The sequence below is a fragment of the Polynucleobacter sp. JS-JIR-5-A7 genome, from assembly GCF_018687935.1.
Lineage (GTDB): Bacteria > Pseudomonadota > Gammaproteobacteria > Burkholderiales > Burkholderiaceae > Polynucleobacter.
Genome location: NZ_CP061308.1, coordinates 1193811 through 1211280 on the forward strand (window position 1 = coordinate 1193811; position 17470 = coordinate 1211280).

Here is a 17470-nt window from a genome sequence, read left to right on the forward strand (position 1 = left end):
GCGCTTAGACAGCTGCGCTACCCGCGATCGCAGGCTCAGGAAGTTTCTGCAAGAGTGCTAAGAGTCGCGCAATCTCACCACGCATTTGACGGCGATCCACAATCATGTCGATGCCCCCTTTTTGCATTAAGAACTCAGAGCGCTGGAAACCTTCTGGCAATTTTTCCCGAACGGTTTGCTCAATCACGCGCGGGCCAGCAAAACCAATCAGGGCTTTTGGCTCCGCCATCACCACATCACCCATAAAAGCAAAACTAGCGGAGATGCCACCCATGGTTGGGTCGGTCAATACGCTGATATAAGGCAAACCTTTTTTAGACAACAAGGTCAACATCGAATTAGTCTTCGCCATCTGAAACAAGGACAGCAAGCTCTCTTGCATACGAGCGCCGCCAGTAGCGGTTACGCAAATGAAGGCACATTTTTTATTGATGGCTTCTTGCACACCGCGTGCAAAACGCTCACCCACCACGGAGCCCATAGAGCCACCCATGTATTGGAATTCAAAACAAGCTGCGACTACTGGAATGGTTTCAATTTTTCCACCCATCACAATCAGAGCTTCCGTTTCGCCAGAAGCGTCATTTGCTTCTTTAATGCGATCTGGATACTTTTTAGAATCTTTAAATTTCAGGGGATCAGTTGGATAGATATCTGCACCGATTTCGTAACGACCTTTTGGATCGAGTAAATTATCTAGACGCTGACGTGCGCCGATACGCATATGATGACTACATTTTGGACAGACCGAAAGATTGGCTTCGATATCCGTGCTGTAGAGAACCGTTTCGCAACTAGGGCACTTTACCCACAATCCCTCTGGTACTGATTTGCGATTCGCAGGATCAGTATGTTGAATTTGGGGAGGGAGTAATTTATCTATCCAGCTCATTAGTTTTGACTATCCAATGCGTCTCGAATCTCACGAATGAAGGTTTCCAGTGATTGTACCGCCTGCCCTGGGGGCGCATCCTCCAAAAGACGAATAATCCGACTACCAATGACCACCGCATCAGCGCTAGCAGATACTGCCTTAGCGCTCGCAGCATCGCTAATTCCAAAGCCCACCGCAATGGGAATATCAGTCTCTTCGCGGATTTTAGGAATGATGCTAGCGACATCTTGGGTATTCAGATGTGAGGCCCCAGTTACTCCGCGCATAGATACATAGTAAATGTATCCAGAGGCGATCTTGGCAGCATCTTTAATACGTTCATGTGATGAAGTTGGTGCCAATAGGAAAATGGGATCTATTCCCGCAACGCGCATACGTGCTGCAAAGTCAACGCACTCTTCTGGCGGGTAATCCACCACCAAGACACCATCCACACCCGCTGCTTTAGCTTCGGTTGCAAAACGCTCTGTACCCATTTGCTCAACAGGATTGGCATAGCCCATGAGTACCACTGGAGTAGTCGCATCTTTTTTACGGAACTCTTTGACCATCTCTAAACAAGAATGCAAAGTGACGCCATGCGTTAATGCACGCTCAGATGATCTTTGAATGACAGGGCCATCAGCCATTGGATCAGAGAATGGCACACCCAATTCAATGACGCTGGAACCACCGCGCACTAATGCGTGCATGAGTTCTACCGTCATTCCAGGATCGGGATCACCAGCCGTAATAAACGGAATCAAGCCTTTTTTACCAGTTGCTTTTAACTCTTTAAAGAGTGCAGTAATTTTTGACATGCTATTTTTTAATTAACCTTCTGATCCTGTTGCTTGTGCAACCGTGTGCATGTCCTTGTCGCCACGGCCTGAGAGATTGACCAAGATGGTTTTATCTTTTGGCAAAGTCTTAGCAAGCTTGCAGGCATAAGCAATCGCATGGGAAGACTCTAGCGCAGGAATGATGCCCTCAATTTGGCAACAGTCATGGAAAGCCTTGAGTGCTTCTTCATCCGTAATAGCCACATAGTCAGCACGACCAGAATCTTTCAACCAAGCATGCTCAGGACCAACACCTGGATAGTCCATGCCAGCAGAAACAGAATGCGTTTCCGAGATCTGACCATTCTCATCCTGAAGCAAGTAAGTGCGATTACCGTGCAATACACCTGGCTTACCAACACACAGTGCTGCTGAATGTAAACCACTACCCAGACCATGGCCTGCAGCCTCTACACCAACCAATTTCACTTCTGGAAAATCAATATAGGGATAGAAAATACCCATAGCATTTGAGCCACCGCCAATGCAAGCTAATACAAAGTCTGGTTGACGACCAGTCATCTCTGGCATTTGTACTTTGCACTCTTCACCAATCACGCTTTGGAAATCACGCACCATCATCGGATAAGGATGCGGACCTGCAACGGTACCGATGATGTAAAAAGTGTTATCTACATTGGTCACCCAATCGCGCATCGCTTCATTCAGTGCATCTTTTAAGGTTTTGGTTCCAGACTCAACGGGAACTACCTTGGCGCCTAGTAACTTCATCCGAAATACATTTTGTGCTTGACGTGCTACATCTACAGAACCTTGATACACAGTACAGTCCAGACCAAAGCGCGCGCAGATCGTGGCAGTAGCAACACCGTGTTGCCCTGCTCCTGTCTCGGCGATGATGCGTGGCTTACCCATGCGCTTGGCGAGCATCGCTTGACCAATGACATTATTAATCTTATGGGCACCAGTGTGGTTTAAGTCTTCACGCTTGAGATAGATCTGTGCGCCGCCGAGCATTTCGCTCCAACGCTTCGCATGATAGACCGGTGAAGGCCTACCGACAAAGTGTTTCAGTTCGTAGTGGAACTCTTCAATGAACTCAGGATCATGTTGATATTTTGCATAGGCTTCTTTGAGCTCATCTAATGCATACATCAATGTCTCAGAAACAAACACACCGCCGTAAGGACCGAAGTGTCCTCGTGCATCTGGCTTGTCGTACATAGCTACCTCTTTTGATTTATTTACAGCAAATTATTGGGATGATGCTTTCGCATCTGCTGCGCGCACTGCTTTTACAAACTCAGCCATGAGCGCAGGATCTTTGACACCCCTGCTGCTTTCTACGCCACTAGAGACGTCAACTGCGCAAGGATGCAGGCGTGCAATTGCCTCGCCCACGTTGCGCGTGTTCAATCCACCACTCAAAACGACCCGAGGCGCGTTTTCGCTTACCCATGTTTGTGGAATTCCTTGCCAATCAAAAGGAACGCCTCCGCCACCATAACCCTCAACGAGAGCATCCAGCAGAAAAGCGTTTGCATCCCTGTATTGTAGGGAAAAATCATCAAAAGCGAACTGGGCTCCTACACGCGCCGCCTTTATCCAATGCTGGCCTTGTGCCAACTGCACGCATCTTTGCGGGGTCTCATCCCCATGAAACTGCCATAAAGTGATCGCAGCCGCAGCGCGGATAGCGGCAAACTCCTCATCTGAAGCATTGACTACCAATCCAACCGCGTCTACCCCCGCTGGGAGCCTTGAAATCAGTTGGGCGGCAATATTAGGGCTTACGGCTCGCACACTGGGAGGGTAAAAGACAAATCCAACGGCATCGACTCCAGCTGAAACGGCGGCATCAATATCCGCTGAGGTCTTTAAACCACAGATTTTGACCCGGGTTCGCCCCGGCGAGTATGTCAATAAGCCCATAGATCAATGATAAGGCTTTCGGGAGCCTATTTTCCGGTGACCTGATCTGGCAACCAAGAGTTTTTTAGCCAAGGGGCAGGAATCTCAAATTCCGGCGGATAAGCAATTTTGCTTAAATACAGGCCATCCGGCATAAAGGTAGGCGCAGCAAGGTGGCGGTCCTTTGCAGCCAATAGTTGCGCCATCCATTCTGGCTTTTGCCTACCCCGCCCTATTTGCAAAAAACTACCAACCAGATTGCGTACCATGTGATGCAAAAATGCATTGCCTCGAATCACAAAATACAACCAAGGTTCTGCAGAAATGATGTCAATCGCATACATCCTTTTGACTGGGGTCTTGCTTTGACACTCGGAAGATCTAAATGATGTGAAGTCATGTTCACCAATGAGACATTGGGCTGCTTCTTTCATGGCATCTAGATCGAACCATTGATTCGGTGGCAACATCACATAACCTGCACGCGCATCGATCATGGGTGAACGGCAAGGGCCTGCATGCAATGCATAAATATAGGTTCGCTCAAATGCAGAGAAGCGGGCACTAAATTCTTCAGGGACGACCTTAGCCCAGTTCACCACAATGGATCCGGGCAAAAAAGAATTCACCCCTCTCACCCAAGAAAAATCTTCACGCTCAACCTGAGTATCAAAATGAACTACCTGTCCGAGAGCATGAACTCCAGCATCTGTTCTACCGGCAGTAATGGTTTGTACCGGAAAGCCTTTGACCTCTTCACCAATAAAAGCCGTAATTGCTTTTTCTAGTTCTGCTTGTACGGTATTTTGATTGTGCTGAACTTGCCATCCAGCATAAGGACTACCATCATATTGGAGACCGAGCGCTATACGCATCGCTCACACCTAAGTCTGACGATGTGAAAGCTCTGACAATAAGCCTTGCGCTTCAATCGTAATGGCTGGATCTACCGAGCTGCTAGAACGAATAATGTCCTCTAAAGACTTCTTCGCTGCCGAGAAATCTTCAATCGTGATGTAAGCGCGAGCCAGATTCAGTTTGACACGCAAGGTATCCGCCAAAGGATTATTGTCTGGTGCAACTTCGGGAGGCGACTCTTTCGGTGGCTTAGAAAGATCAAGATCGATTCCTGAAAATAATGTCTTGGCACGCTCAGGCATTTCAAAATGGGGTGCAGGGGTAGGCTTCTGGGGGTCTAGATCTTTCTCCTCAAATGAAGCCGATTCTGAGCTACGGGCGTTACGCGCCAAAACCCAAAGTAAAAGTCCCGTGAATGCAATTAAGCCAATCGCCAAAGCGGCTGGCCCAAAACCACCCAAGCCATAATTATTTTCAGATGATTTTTTACCTTTGGATTTTTCCAAGAGGCGCTGTAAGTCAGCAATATTCTTTTGCAGTTCTGCAACACGTGCTTTAGCTTGCTCTAGTTCTTTTTCTTGAGCGACTAAGTCTTCTGTGTAACGACGCTCCTCAGCACTGCCTTCTGCACTGGAGCCAATTTTCAAGCGATCTTTTGCAGCATTCTCAGCAGCTTTATTTTTTCCACCCTTACTAGAACCATCTACACCTTTATCGCCTTTACCACCCCTCTCAGAGCGCCACTGCTCATTAGCATCAGCCACGAACTGATTGGCCTCAACAGGACTAATGGAGCGCAAGAGTGCTTGACTTGGTTTATTAAGCTCGGCTCCAGAAATTAATCTATTCACACTACCGCTGGCAAACGCATCAGGATTTGCTTTATATAAAGCCAGCATGGTCTGATCTAAGCTAGCACCCTCTAGGCGTGGCGCCATGATGGTGGCAATTTCAGAAAGACTTTGACCAGGTTTTACAGTCACCTTCTGCGTATCACCTAAGAGGAAGGTATATGTTTTAGTGAGACTTCCACTTGACCAATTCATCTTCACTAAGACATCTAGGAATGGATCATCAGTGATTGGTACAGGATTTACGGTTTCTACTAAAACCATCAACTGCTCTTGACGATTTCGATAAATCATTACTTGCGGATTCAAATCCAGAATTTTTTGCGAGATCCCCAGTTTTTCGAAGGCCGTCTTACCTGGAAGTTCAACAGTAAGGGATGGCAATGCATCCTTTTCGTCCACCCCACTTCTAATGGGAATTTCTACGCGTAAGGGCTCACCAGGTACTGACTGTAATTTAGGAACGCCCAAATGAATCGCGCTGACCGCACAGGACCAAGTGAGCAAAGCAAAGCAAATTACTTTGAGCAATCTCGATTGGTCAAGACCTAGCATCTATGTAATTACCTCTCCAGTAAGATTCTGAGCATGCGGCGCAAGGGCTCAGCTGCTCCCCATAATAGCTGATCGCCGACGGTAAATGCACCTAAATACTCTGGACCCATCGCCAATTTATGCAAACGTCCAATAGGTACTGTCAAGGTGCCGCTCACTGCTGCTGGCGATAAATCACGCTCAGTTATTTCACGATCATTAGGCACGACTTTTACCCACTGACTATCGTTTGCCAAGATCGTTTCAATCTCCTGGAGGGGAACATCTTTCTTCAGCTTCACTGTCAAGCCCTGGGAATGGCAGCGCATCGCTCCAACCCGCACACATATCCCATCAACTGGAATACTGCCAGCAGTCCGGAATGCAGGGCGACCTAAGATCTTATTGAACTCAGCGCCACCCTTCCACTCTTCTTTGGTTTGCCCATGCTCGAGAGGTACGTCGATCCACGGAATTAAACTTCCAGCTAAAGCAGTATTACGAAAATTCTGTTTCGGAAAATCGGGTGAACGTAAGGTTTCAGTCACTTTGCGATCAATATCCAAAATCCACGAAGATGGGTCTGCCAATTCTGCAGCCACGCTGTCACGCAAAGCGCCCATTTGCAATAGTAACTCGCGCATGTTTTGAGCGCCTGCACCAGAAGCTGCTTGATAAGTCATGGCACTAATCCACTCAACCATGTCAGCCTTCACTAAACCACCCATAGCCATCATCATTAAACTGACTGTGCAGTTGCTACCAATCCAATTTTTTCCACCCGCAGCTAATGCCTTATCAATCACAGGGCGATTGACTGGATCGAGAATCAATACAGCATCATCTTTCATGCGCAATGCGCTAGCAGCATCAATCCAGTGACCACTCCAACCAGCCGCACGCAGCTTGGGGAAGATCTCATTGGTGTAGTCGCCACCCTGGCAAGTCAGAATGATGTCGCAACGGGACAATGCCTTGATGTCATTGGCATCTTGCAAAGTACTTTCACTCTTGGTGACTTTTTTACCATTGAGCAGGGGAACTTCGCCGCCTACTTGGCTCGTGCTAAAGAAAACCGGCTCGATCAAATCAAAATCTTTCTCGGCGAGCATGCGCTCCATCAGAACACTGCCAACCATTCCGCGCCAGCCAACTAAACCTACCAACGGTGTTTTTGTATTTGCCATGATTTAACTACCTAGTGAAAATATTGACTTATTTATCCAGCGAGTGCCGCAACTACTGCATCACCCATTTGTACAGTAGATACCTTTTGGGTGTCTTCTGTATAAATATCAGCAGTACGTAAGCCTTGTGCCAACACTTTTTGTACTGCTTTTTCGATCCGGTCAGCTTCTGCAGGCATACCCAAGGAATAACGTAACATCATGGCTGCAGACAAAATCGTTGCCAGAGGATTAGCAATCCCTTGACCAGCAATATCAGGCGCAGAGCCGTGGCTTGGCTCATACAAGCCTTTGTTGTTCTTATCCAATGACGCAGAAGGCAACATGCCAATCGAGCCTGTGAGCATCGCAGCTTCGTCCGACAGAATGTCACCGAACAGATTGCCGGTCACGACTACATCAAATGCTTTAGGCGCCTTCACCAATTGCATTGCTGCATTATCGACATACATGTGGGATAACTCAACATCAGGATAGTCTTTAGAAACCCGAATCATGACTTCACGCCACAACTGTGAAGTCTCTAATACGTTCGCTTTATCCACGCTGCACACTTTTTTACCGCGCTTGCGTGCCGCTTCAAATGCAACGCGACCAATCCGCTCTACTTCTGGCTCGCTGTAATGCATGGTGTCATAACCTTCACGAGCACCTTTAAATAATGGCAACTCTGAGCTACGAATACCGCGTGGTTGACCAAAGTAAATATCGCCATTGAGTTCACGCACAATCAAAATATCCAAGCCACCAATAATTTCTGGTTTGAGGCTGGATGCTGCTGTGAGTTCTGGATAGCAAATCGCTGGCCTAAAGTTAGCAAACAATTCTAAGTGTTTACGTAATCCTAAGATGGCCTGCTCTGGGCGAAGTTCACGAGCAAGCGTGTCGTATTTCCAATCACCGACTGCGCCAAACAAAATAGCGTCAGCTTTTTTTGCCAACTCTAAAGTCGCTGGCGGCAAAGGATGTCCAGCCACGTCATAGGCAGCGCCACCCACAGGAGCTTCCTCTAGATCAAACTTTGGGCCTAACGCTTGAAGAACGCGAACGGCTTGAGCAACAATTTCCGGGCCGATCCCATCGCCCGGGAGAACTGCAATTTTCATGAAAGGCCTTTAAATCAACGAATTACGGCAATTGTGTCGCAAGCCAAGGCATCTTGAGGATGCGCTCAGCTTCATAAGCCTTGATTTTATCTGCATGACGCAGAGTTAAGCCAATATCGTCCAAACCGTTGAGGAGGCAATACTTCCTAAAGGGGGCTACCTCAAAGCTATAGGCGCTGCCGTCAGGGGCGATAACCTGTTGAGCGTCTAGGTCAATTGTCAGTTGATAACCACTAAAAGCCATCGTCTCGTTAAAGAGGTGATCTACCTGCATTTCGGTCAAAACGATGGGTAAAACACCATTTTTGAAGCAGTTGTTATAGAAAATATCGGCAAAGCTAGGGGCAATCACGGCCCTGAAGCCAAATTGGTCTAAAGCCCATGGCGCATGTTCACGTGAACTACCGCAACCAAAGTTCTTGCGAGCCAAGAGAATGCCGGCGCCTTTGTAGCGCGGCTGATTGAGCACAAAGTCAGGGTTAATTGGACGAGTACTGCAATCTTGACCAGGTTCGCCATGGTCTAAATAACGCCATTCATCGAATAGGTTCTGACCAAAGCCCGTTTTCTTGATGGACTTTAAAAACTGCTTCGGAATGATGGCATCGGTATCCACGTTCTCACGATTCAGTGGAGCAACTAAACCTTTGTATACCGTAAATTTTTCCATGACTCTGACTCTATCTATATTTTTTGTTTACTTCACAGGGGTAATGACAACGTCCTTACCCTTAGTTTGAGATTGATTCTGCTGAGTAGAATTTGCACCGGATCCGCCCATGGCACTACCCATGGTTTGCAAATCTTTGCCCATGCCTTCCATGGTATTACTGCAAGCAGAGATGATCACACCTGCAATGCCAACGATGGCTAATCGAGAAATCAATGAGACTGAAGGAAATTTCATCTGGATTACCTTTATGAAATCTTACGAACATCAACAAAATGGCCCTCAATCGCCGCAGCAGCCGCCATTGCCGGACTGACCAAATGGGTGCGACCGCCATTACCTTGACGACCTTCGAAGTTACGATTCGATGTAGAGGCACATCGCTCACCAGGCTCTAAGCGATCAGCATTCATGGCTAAACACATAGAGCAACCGGGCTCGCGCCATTCAAAGCCAGCAGCTTTAAAAATGCGATCTAAGCCTTCCCGCTCTGCTTGGGCTTTCACCAGACCAGAGCCAGGAACTACCAATGCCAGCTTCACATTCGCAGCCACTTTCTTGCCAATGCGATCCACCACTTTTGCAGCAGCCCGAATATCTTCAATGCGGCTATTAGTGCAGGAACCAATAAATACTTTATCCACAGAAATACTGCTCAGTGGCGTATTCGGAGTGAGATTCATATATTCCAAAGCACGCTCCATCGCAGAGCGCTTGTTTGGATCACGCTCTTTTTCCGGATCAGGAACACGGTCGCTGATAGCAAGCACCATCTCAGGAGAGGTACCCCAAGTGACTTGTGGAGCGATTTCTTCTGCACGCAATTCCACTACAGCATCAAACTGGGCATCTGCATCCGAATGCAATGTTCTCCAATACTGCATTGCTTGCAATAGGGCTTGACCTTGAGGAGCATAAGGGCGACCTTGAATGTATTCAATCGTAGTTTCATCCACAGCAACCAAACCAGATCTTGCGCCACCTTCAATCGCCATATTGCAGAGGGTCATACGACCTTCCATAGACAAATTCCGAATCGCTTCACCAGCAAACTCGATACAGTAACCAGTGCCACCCGCAGTACCAATCTTGCCGATCACCGCCAAGACGATATCTTTAGCTGTAGAACCGGGTTGCAAACGGCCATCTACCCGCACCAACATGTTCTTACTCTTTTTCATGAGCAAGGTTTGAGTGGCCAAGACGTGCTCCACTTCCGATGTACCAATACCAAATGCCAAGGCACCAAATGCGCCATGCGTGCTGGTATGTGAATCACCGCAGACAACAGTCATGCCAGGTAAGGTTGCACCCTGTTCTGGTCCAATCACGTGAACAATCCCTTGGCGAGCATCATTCATCTTGTATTGGGTAATACCAAATGCATCACAGTTTTGATCTAAGGTGTCGACTTGCAGCTTAGATATAGGATCTGCAATTCCTGCTGAGCGGTCTGTGGTTGGAACGTTGTGATCCGAAACAGCCAAGTTGGCGGAGATGCGCCATACCGGACGACCAGCCAGATTCAAGCCTTCAAATGCCTGAGGGCTGGTTACCTCATGGAGCAACTGACGGTCAATATAGATCGTGGCTGTGCCATCTTCTTCCGAGTAAACAACGTGGTCATCCCACAATTTGTCATAAAGCGTACGAGACATGAGTGCCCTTAAAACCTTTATTTACGAACGGAAATGTTAGGAACCTTACGCGAAGTTTCACCAACATATAACTGACGTGGACGTCCAATCTTGTACTCGGAATCCGTAATCATTTCTTCCCACTGAGCAATCCAGCCAACTGTTCTTGCTAACGCAAAAATACAAGTGAACATATCCGTTGGGATACCCAGTGCGCGCTGCACAATACCTGAGTAGAAGTCCACGTTTGGATAGAGCTTGCGGCTCACAAAATACTCGTCTTCCAAGGCAATCTTCTCCAGGGTCATCGCTAGCTTGAACAATGGATCATCTTGCAGGCCGAGTTCATTCAAAACTTCATAGCAAGTCTCACGCATTAATTTAGCGCGTGGATCGAAGTTTTTGTAAACGCGGTGACCAAAGCCCATCAAACGTACGCTCGAGTTCTTGTCTTTCACCTGGGCGATGAACTCATGAATCTTATCCACGCCGCCTTGTGCTTGAATATCATTCAACATTTGCAAGCAAGCTTCGTTAGCACCACCGTGGGCTGGACCCCAAAGACAAGCAATACCGGCAGAAATGGCAGCAAAAGGGTTCGTACCTGAAGAACCGCACAAACGAACGGTTGAGGTGGAGGCATTTTGCTCATGATCTGCATGCAAGATAAAGATGCGATCCAAAGCGCGTACTAAAACTGGATTTACTTTGTACTCTTCACACGGCGTAGCAAACATCATGCGCATGAAGTTTGCGGTGTATGACAAAGAGTTATCTGGATAGATAAAAGGTTGTCCTACGGAGTACTTGTACGACATTGCCACTAAGGTTGGCATCTTCGCAATCAAACGAATCTGCGCCACTTCACGTGCATAGGAATCGCTGTAATCAATCTCATCATGGTAGAACGCAGCCATGGCACCAACCAAACCAGTTAACACAGACATGGGATGGGCATCACGACGGAAACCGCGCAAGAAGAATTGCATTTGCTCGTGGACCATGGTGTGGTGAATCACCATTTGATCGAAATCTTTTTTCTCGGTCGCGTTGGGCAATTGGCCATTAATCAAAAGGTAGCAAACCTCTAAGAAGTCGCAGTTCGCAGCCAAATCATCAATCGGGTAACCACGATAGAGCAACTCGCCTTTGTCACCATCGATGTAGGTAATTTTGCTATTGCAGGATGCAGTAGATAGAAAGCCTGAGTCGTAAGTGAACTTACCAGTTTGACCATAGAGCTTGCGAATATCGATGACATCAGGACCAACCGTGCCTTTATAAATTGGCAGATCAATATCTGGTGTTCCATCCGAAAACGAGAGTTTTGCCTTGATGTCCGATTCAATCATTTCTAATCCTTAGTCATTCAAAATTATGATTAATACACTATTCGATCACACGCTTGCACTACTACTTGCACCAAAAGACTGAATTACTTCTCTCTCAGCTTTTGTAAAACTGTTTTAAAGGAGTCAGACTGCATCTCCTGCTCCAGTCCAGCCATCGAATCTTTACGACCGATTAATAAATCCATCAGGTCATTGTCATCTAAGGCCAATAACTGGCTCAATACTTTGCCATCTTCCACGCTTAACTGAGTGCCGTAACGCTCAAAGAAACGCTGCAGAATTAAATCGTTCTCTAGCAAGCCCCTGCGAGCATCACTTTTTAAGCGATATAACTCTGCATTACCGAGGGTCATACTGCCCTACGAACCATCAACTCCTTGATCTTACCAATCGCCTTGGTTGGATTCAAATGCTTAGGACATACATCCACGCAATTCATAATAGTGTGGCAACGGAATAGGCGGTATGGATCTTCCAAGTTATCCAAGCGCTGACTAGTCTCTTCATCCCGACTATCAGCAATAAAGCGATAGGCCTGCAACAAACCTGCTGGACCCACAAACTTATCAGGATTCCACCAGAAAGAGGGGCATGAGGTTGAGCAAGATGCGCACAGAATGCACTCATACAAGCCGTTCAACTCTTCACGCTCTTCAGGGCTCTGCAAACGCTCTTTCTCTGGTGGTGGATTGTCGTTTACCAAATAAGGCTTGATAGACAAATACTGTTTGAAGAACAAAGTCATGTCGACGATCAAATCACGTACGACTGGCAAGCCAGGTAATGGACGCAATGTGATGACCTTAGGCAAAGTCAACATATTGGTCAAGCAAGCCAAACCATTTTTACCGTTGATGTTCATTGCATCTGAACCGCATACACCCTCACGGCATGAGCGGCGATACGAGATAGTTTCATCTTGTTTCTTCAAAGAGATCAAGGCGTCCAACAACATACGCTCACCAGTAAGCTCTAACTCATAGCGCTGCATGCGTGGTGCTGCATCGACATCTGGATCGTAGCGGTAAATTTCAAATATACGGATATCACTCATCTTCTATCTCTCTTACTTAGAAAGTACGTTCTTTTGGAGGAACTGAATCAACAGTCAATGGTTTCAATTGGACTGGCTTATAGTCCAAGCGATTGCCTTCGCTATACCAAAGAGTGTGTTTCATCCAGTTGTCATCATCGCGATGCTGGTGATCGTCATGTGAGTGTGCGCCACGGCTTTCTTTGCGAGCCGCCGCAGAAATCATGGTTGCGTTTGCTGTCTCAACCAAGTTAGCCACTTCCAAAGCTTCAATACGGGCGGTATTAAAAATCTCAGACTTGTCTTTAACCCACAAGTTTTTTGCACGCTCGGTGAGTTTCGCCATTTGGCGAACACCTTCATCCATCAGCTCTTGGTTACGGAATACACCGGCGTATTTCTGCATCGTTTTACGAATATCGTTAGCGACATCTTGTGCATACTCGCCAGAATGAGAGTTATCCAACTTCGCAATACGCTCCAAGGTTTGCTGACCCGCATTCGCAGGTAATTTCTTGAACTCACGATTCTTAAGATTCAAACTAACGATGTGGTTACCTGCTGCACGACCGAATACCAAGAGGTCGAGTAATGAATTAGTACCTAAGCGGTTTGCGCCGTGCACAGAAACGCATGAGCACTCGCCAATGGCATACAAACCATGAACGACTTCATTGTGTTTGCCATTTGCTGGAACAACCACTTGACCATTGATATTGGTTGGAATACCACCCATCTGGTAATGAATCGTTGGCACAACAGGGATTGGCTCTTTAGTGACGTCAACGTTTGCGAAGTTCATACCGATTTCATAAACCGAAGGTAAACGCTTCATGATGGTCTCGGCACCAATGTGCGTCAAATCCAGCACAACATAGTCACCATTAGGGCCGCAACCGCGCCCCTCTTTGATTTCTTGATCCATACACCGAGATACGAAATCGCGTGGAGCCAAATCCTTATAGGTTGGCGCATAACGTTCCATGAAACGCTCGCCATCTTTATTACGCAAGATGCCACCTTCACCGCGGCAACCTTCAGTTAACAATACACCTGCCCCAGCTACACCTGTTGGGTGGAATTGCCAGAACTCCATATCTTCCAATGGGATACCTGCGCGAGCTGCAAGTCCCATACCGTCACCGGTATTAATAAAGGCATTAGTTGATGCATCCCAAATACGACCTGCACCACCAGTAGCCAACATCACAATCTTGGCTTCCAAGATGTATACCTGACCTGTTTCCATTTCAAGGGCAGTAACACCAACCACATCACCCTCGTCATCACGGATCAAGTCGAGCGCTAACCACTCTACGAAGAAGTTCGTTTTAGCGCGGACGTTACGTTGATACAAGGTATGCAACATGGCGTGACCAGTGCGGTCAGCGGCAGCACAAGCACGTTGTACTGGTTTCTCGCCGTAGTTTGCGGTGTGACCGCCAAATGGACGCTGATAAATCGTGCCGTCTGGATTGCGATCGAAAGGCATACCGAAATGCTCTAACTCATAAACCACTTTTGGAGCTTCACGGCACATGAACTCGATCACGTCCTGGTCACCTAACCAGTCAGATCCTTTGATGGTGTCATAAAAGTGATAGTGCCAATTGTCTTCACTCATGTTACCCAATGAAGCACCAATACCACCTTGCGCAGCTACTGTATGTGAACGGGTTGGGAAGACTTTAGTTAATACCGCCACATTGAGGCCAGCTTCCGCTAACTGTAATGAAGCACGCATACCCGAGCCACCCGCCCCAATAATGACCGCATCAAAACGGCGGCGTGGCAATGATTTTTGAATCGCAGTCATCGAATTACACTTTCCACAAAATTTGAACGGCATAAGCCGCACAGGCTACGAGATACAGAACGGTCAACACTTGCAGTGTCAAACGAATACTGACGGGCTTGATGTAATCCATCCAGATGTCACGCACGCCAATCCAAGCGTGATAGAACAAGCTAAAGAAAGCCAAAAAAGTCAGCAACTTCATGAACTGATTACTAAACAGACCAGCCCAACCCTCGTAGCTAGCACTACCAGTTAAGCAGTAGTCGACTAGCAAGACAACCGTAAATACCACCATCACAATCGCAGTGACGCGTTGGATGATCCATTCTTTAAGTCCGTAATGAGCACCAACTACTAAGCGCTTTGGTCCAATTTGATAAATAGGCATGAAATTTCCTTAAATAATGAGCGCTTAGTACAAGTCAAATAATTTGAGACCCACTACAGCAGTGAGAGCGATACCAAGCACCAACACGATGATGGCGGAACGATTGGACTCAGACTTCTCTACGCCGATTTCTAAATCGAGCAAGAGGTAGCGAATACCAGCACAGAAATGATGTAAGAAAGACCAGATCAAACCGAGGCAAATGATTTTTACCAAGATGTTGCTGGTGAATGCTTGAAATTTCTGATAGCTCACCTCAGAAGCCAGACTTTGGTCGAAGAGGTACAAAATGAATGGCAACAAGAGGAATAAGGCTGCCCCACTAATACGGTGAAGGATGGAGACTTTTCCGGCCCAAGGCAGGCGATATTTAATCAACTGGGCCAGACCAATATTGCGATAAACCTGTCGATCTTTTTTTACATTTTGCTGTGCTTCAACCATGGGTAATCTCTATCTTTAGGTGGAGGTTCAGTTTGATTTTGTTGTGTCGCAACATATTCTATTGGAAACCTTGAGGCTATTGGGGGTTTTTAAGGGTTTATAGGGGTTTAAAGGGGGTTTTACGGATAAGTTCAGTTCAATTTGTTTTCGTAATGTTGCTCAGCGGTGTCGTATCTTGCGTGTCTAATTTCTACTGGTTTACTGCCATATGTGAACGCCACCCGCTCTACCGAAAGCAATGGGGCGCCTACTGCCAATTGGAGGTGCTTAGCCAGAGTCTCATCGGCCGCAATTGCTTTGATTTTTTCCTCAGCGCGCACCATGTGAGTAGCGTACTGGCTCTCATATAGAGCGTAGACTGGCCCATGCCATTCATTCAGAGTATCCAGATTTAAATCTTTAAAGCGCGCTCCAGGCAGCCAAATCTCTTCATAAACAATGGCTTGCCCAGCAAAACTCTGAACACGATCAATGTAAATGACGGTGTCACCTGCCTTTAATTTCAGCAAACTGGCGACGTAGGCGCTTGCCTTAGTCTGCTGGCAAACCAAGAATCGGCTAGTGAGATGAAATTTCTCGCCAGAATCAGGCGCCAAGCGTAAGAATCGATATTGCCAATCGTCTTCTTGGTGGGTGGCTACATAAGTGCCCTTACCCTGACGTCTCACCAATAAATTTTGTGCAGCCAGCTCATCAATCGCCTTGCGAACCGTGCCCTGACTGACGGCATAGCGGGCCGCTAACTCCATTTCACTGGGAATAACCTCCCCCGGCAGCCACTCAGAGGCTTGCAAGCTAGCCAAAATCATTGCCTTTATCTGTTCGTACAGAGGGCTAAAAGAGGCAATCGGCAAATTTACTTCTGACAAATCGGCTCCAGCAGAAAGCAATTGGATAAAATTAAGTGTAATTCTAGTCTTGTATAAGACATCTTTGACAGTGTAAAGCGAAAGTTCCTACACTTGAATGGATAATAGAAAAGTTTCCTTAATTAACCTCTTAACCATCCTCTGGAGTTATTAGTAATGGCAAAAGCCCCAATGCGTGTCGCCGTAACCGGTGCAGCCGGTCAAATCGGATATTCCCTTTTATTCCGCATCGCCAATGGCGACCTTTTGGGCAAGGATCAGCCCGTCATTCTGCAATTACTTGAAATTCCAGACGAAAAAGCGCAAAAAGCATTGGGTGGCGTGATCATGGAGCTCGAAGATTGTGCATTCCCACTCTTGGCTGGCGTTACCGCTCACTCTGACCCCTTGACCGCATTTAAAGAGATTGATGTCGCCCTATTGGTTGGCGCACGTCCCCGCGGTCCCGGCATGGAACGCAAAGATCTGCTCTCCGCTAACGCACAGATCTTCACTGCCCAAGGTAAAGCACTCAATGCAGTTGCCAAAAAGACTGTCAAGGTATTGGTGGTTGGCAACCCAGCAAACACGAACGCTTACATCGCCATGAAATCTGCACCAGATATTCCTGCGAAAAACTTTACCGCGATGTTGCGCCTTGATCACAACCGCGCGCTCTCGCAATTGGCGACTAAATTAAATAAACCCGTTGCTGGCATTGAGAAGCTAGTCGTTTGGGGTAATCACAGCCCAACCATGTACCCTGACTATCGCTTTGCAACGGTTGACGGCAAGTCAGTGAAGGACTCCATCAACGATGCAGCATGGAATAAAGATGTCTTTATTCCTACTGTGGGTAAGCGTGGTGCGGCGATTATTGATGCACGCGGTCTCTCTTCTGCAGCTTCCGCAGCCAATGCGGCAATTGACCACGTTCATGATTGGGTGCTCGGAACCAATGGCAAATGGGTCACCATGGGAATTGCCTCTAAAGGTGAATACGGCATCCCAGCTGAAGTGATTTATGGCTTCCCAGTGACATGTGAAAACGGCGAGTACAAAATGGTCGAAGGTTTAGAGATCGATGAGTTCTCACGCGAGCGCATGAATCACACCTTAAATGAATTGCTTGAAGAGCAAGCAGGCGTTAAGCACTTGCTTTCTTAATCCTCTTAG

General features: G+C 47.2%; 19 protein-coding genes. 1 reads left to right on the forward strand and 18 read right to left on the reverse strand.

The genetic code is table 11. The features are described from left to right. Window positions 1-4 precede the first annotated feature (4 nt). From accD to AOC29_RS06275, 18 genes are all read right to left on the reverse strand, one after another. Entirely contained in the window at window positions 5-892 is an 888-nt protein-coding gene (accD, locus tag AOC29_RS06190; protein WP_215294804.1) for an acetyl-CoA carboxylase, carboxyltransferase subunit beta, read from the reverse strand. Then, window positions 892-1695: a tryptophan synthase subunit alpha gene (trpA, locus tag AOC29_RS06195; protein WP_215294805.1), complete on the reverse strand. Its 804-nt coding sequence runs from the start codon at window positions 1693-1695 to the stop codon at window positions 892-894. The genes accD and trpA overlap by 1 nt, the downstream gene beginning before the upstream one ends. A gap of 12 nt (window positions 1696-1707) precedes the next feature. Continuing rightward, window positions 1708-2901 carry a tryptophan synthase subunit beta gene (gene trpB, locus AOC29_RS06200; RefSeq protein WP_215294807.1) on the reverse strand — a complete coding sequence of 398 codons (1194 nt, stop codon included), beginning with the start codon at window positions 2899-2901 and terminating at the stop codon, window positions 1708-1710. A 30-nt stretch (window positions 2902-2931) separates the two neighbouring features. Continuing rightward, the gene (locus tag AOC29_RS06205) at window positions 2932-3609 is read right to left on the reverse strand and encodes a phosphoribosylanthranilate isomerase (protein WP_215294809.1); all 678 of its coding nucleotides are present in this window, start codon (window positions 3607-3609) and stop codon (window positions 2932-2934) included. Between the two features lie 26 nt (window positions 3610-3635). Next, window positions 3636-4463, reverse strand: coding sequence for a tRNA pseudouridine(38-40) synthase TruA (gene truA / locus AOC29_RS06210; protein WP_215294811.1), 828 nt, complete (start codon window positions 4461-4463; stop codon window positions 3636-3638). 9 nt (window positions 4464-4472) lie between these two features. After that, entirely contained in the window at window positions 4473-5852 is a 1380-nt protein-coding gene (locus tag AOC29_RS06215; protein ID WP_215294813.1) for a FimV/HubP family polar landmark protein, read from the reverse strand. An 8-nt stretch (window positions 5853-5860) separates the two neighbouring features. Beyond that, entirely contained in the window at window positions 5861-7018 is a 1158-nt protein-coding gene (asd, locus tag AOC29_RS06220; protein WP_215294815.1) for an aspartate-semialdehyde dehydrogenase, read from the reverse strand. 32 nt (window positions 7019-7050) lie between these two features. Continuing rightward, window positions 7051-8124: a 3-isopropylmalate dehydrogenase gene (gene leuB / locus AOC29_RS06225; protein ID WP_215294817.1), complete on the reverse strand. Its 1074-nt coding sequence runs from the start codon at window positions 8122-8124 to the stop codon at window positions 7051-7053. A gap of 22 nt (window positions 8125-8146) precedes the next feature. Next, window positions 8147-8794 carry a 3-isopropylmalate dehydratase small subunit gene (leuD, locus tag AOC29_RS06230; protein WP_215294819.1) on the reverse strand — a complete coding sequence of 216 codons (648 nt, stop codon included), beginning with the start codon at window positions 8792-8794 and terminating at the stop codon, window positions 8147-8149. Window positions 8795-8821: 27 nt separating this feature from the next. Continuing rightward, entirely contained in the window at window positions 8822-9031 is a 210-nt protein-coding gene (locus AOC29_RS06235) for a hypothetical protein (RefSeq protein WP_215294821.1), read from the reverse strand. Between the two features lie 11 nt (window positions 9032-9042). After that, window positions 9043-10452 carry a 3-isopropylmalate dehydratase large subunit gene (gene leuC / locus AOC29_RS06240; protein WP_215294823.1) on the reverse strand — a complete coding sequence of 470 codons (1410 nt, stop codon included), beginning with the start codon at window positions 10450-10452 and terminating at the stop codon, window positions 9043-9045. Window positions 10453-10469: 17 nt separating this feature from the next. Then, window positions 10470-11783 (reverse strand): citrate synthase, encoded by a 1314-nt coding sequence (gene gltA, locus AOC29_RS06245; protein WP_215294825.1) that lies wholly within the window; start codon window positions 11781-11783, stop codon window positions 10470-10472. A gap of 83 nt (window positions 11784-11866) precedes the next feature. After that, complete coding sequence (locus AOC29_RS06250) at window positions 11867-12136, reverse strand: succinate dehydrogenase assembly factor 2 (RefSeq protein ID WP_215294827.1); 270 nt, start codon at window positions 12134-12136, stop codon at window positions 11867-11869. Then, window positions 12133-12837 carry a succinate dehydrogenase iron-sulfur subunit gene (locus tag AOC29_RS06255; protein WP_215294049.1) on the reverse strand — a complete coding sequence of 235 codons (705 nt, stop codon included), beginning with the start codon at window positions 12835-12837 and terminating at the stop codon, window positions 12133-12135. The genes AOC29_RS06250 and AOC29_RS06255 overlap by 4 nt, the downstream gene beginning before the upstream one ends. 16 nt (window positions 12838-12853) lie before the next feature. Continuing rightward, the gene (gene sdhA / locus AOC29_RS06260; RefSeq protein WP_215294829.1) at window positions 12854-14632 is read right to left on the reverse strand and encodes a succinate dehydrogenase flavoprotein subunit; all 1779 of its coding nucleotides are present in this window, start codon (window positions 14630-14632) and stop codon (window positions 12854-12856) included. A 4-nt stretch (window positions 14633-14636) separates the two neighbouring features. Then, on the reverse strand, window positions 14637-15002 hold the full coding sequence (sdhD, locus tag AOC29_RS06265) for a succinate dehydrogenase, hydrophobic membrane anchor protein (RefSeq protein ID WP_215294831.1): 366 nt from the start codon (window positions 15000-15002) through the stop codon (window positions 14637-14639). 24 nt (window positions 15003-15026) lie between these two features. Next, entirely contained in the window at window positions 15027-15446 is a 420-nt protein-coding gene (gene sdhC, locus AOC29_RS06270; protein ID WP_215294833.1) for a succinate dehydrogenase, cytochrome b556 subunit, read from the reverse strand. Window positions 15447-15577: 131 nt separating this feature from the next. After that, on the reverse strand, window positions 15578-16315 hold the full coding sequence (locus AOC29_RS06275; protein WP_215294834.1) for a GntR family transcriptional regulator: 738 nt from the start codon (window positions 16313-16315) through the stop codon (window positions 15578-15580). Window positions 16316-16471: 156 nt separating this feature from the next. Between AOC29_RS06275 and AOC29_RS06280 the strand changes: the two genes are divergently transcribed. Beyond that, a complete protein-coding gene (locus AOC29_RS06280) occupies window positions 16472-17461 on the forward strand; it encodes a malate dehydrogenase (protein ID WP_215294837.1) in 990 nt (329 codons plus the stop codon). Window positions 17462-17470: the final 9 nt, after the last annotated feature.

Coding starts and splice junctions, on each gene's coding strand:
- trpB (WP_215294807.1), bottom strand. CDS start 2,901: ATGTACGACAAGCCAGATGCACGAGGACACTTCGGTCCTTACGGCGGT.
- AOC29_RS06255 (WP_215294049.1), bottom strand. CDS start 12,837: ATGAGTGATATCCGTATATTTGAAATTTACCGCTACGATCCAGATGTC.
- AOC29_RS06280 (WP_215294837.1), top strand. CDS start 16,472: ATGGCAAAAGCCCCAATGCGTGTCGCCGTAACCGGTGCAGCCGGTCAA.
- leuC (WP_215294823.1), bottom strand. CDS start 10,452: ATGTCTCGTACGCTTTATGACAAATTGTGGGATGACCACGTTGTTTAC.
- AOC29_RS06235 (WP_215294821.1), bottom strand. CDS start 9,031: ATGAAATTTCCTTCAGTCTCATTGATTTCTCGATTAGCCATCGTTGGC.
- AOC29_RS06215 (WP_215294813.1), bottom strand. CDS start 5,852: ATGCTAGGTCTTGACCAATCGAGATTGCTCAAAGTAATTTGCTTTGCT.
- sdhA (WP_215294829.1), bottom strand. CDS start 14,632: ATGACTGCGATTCAAAAATCATTGCCACGCCGCCGTTTTGATGCGGTC.
- trpA (WP_215294805.1), bottom strand. CDS start 1,695: ATGTCAAAAATTACTGCACTCTTTAAAGAGTTAAAAGCAACTGGTAAA.
- sdhC (WP_215294833.1), bottom strand. CDS start 15,446: ATGGTTGAAGCACAGCAAAATGTAAAAAAAGATCGACAGGTTTATCGC.
- truA (WP_215294811.1), bottom strand. CDS start 4,463: ATGCGTATAGCGCTCGGTCTCCAATATGATGGTAGTCCTTATGCTGGA.
- leuD (WP_215294819.1), bottom strand. CDS start 8,794: ATGGAAAAATTTACGGTATACAAAGGTTTAGTTGCTCCACTGAATCGT.
- gltA (WP_215294825.1), bottom strand. CDS start 11,783: ATGATTGAATCGGACATCAAGGCAAAACTCTCGTTTTCGGATGGAACA.
- asd (WP_215294815.1), bottom strand. CDS start 7,018: ATGGCAAATACAAAAACACCGTTGGTAGGTTTAGTTGGCTGGCGCGGA.
- leuB (WP_215294817.1), bottom strand. CDS start 8,124: ATGAAAATTGCAGTTCTCCCGGGCGATGGGATCGGCCCGGAAATTGTT.
- AOC29_RS06205 (WP_215294809.1), bottom strand. CDS start 3,609: ATGGGCTTATTGACATACTCGCCGGGGCGAACCCGGGTCAAAATCTGT.
- accD (WP_215294804.1), bottom strand. CDS start 892: ATGAGCTGGATAGATAAATTACTCCCTCCCCAAATTCAACATACTGAT.
- AOC29_RS06250 (WP_215294827.1), bottom strand. CDS start 12,136: ATGACCCTCGGTAATGCAGAGTTATATCGCTTAAAAAGTGATGCTCGC.
- sdhD (WP_215294831.1), bottom strand. CDS start 15,002: ATGCCTATTTATCAAATTGGACCAAAGCGCTTAGTAGTTGGTGCTCAT.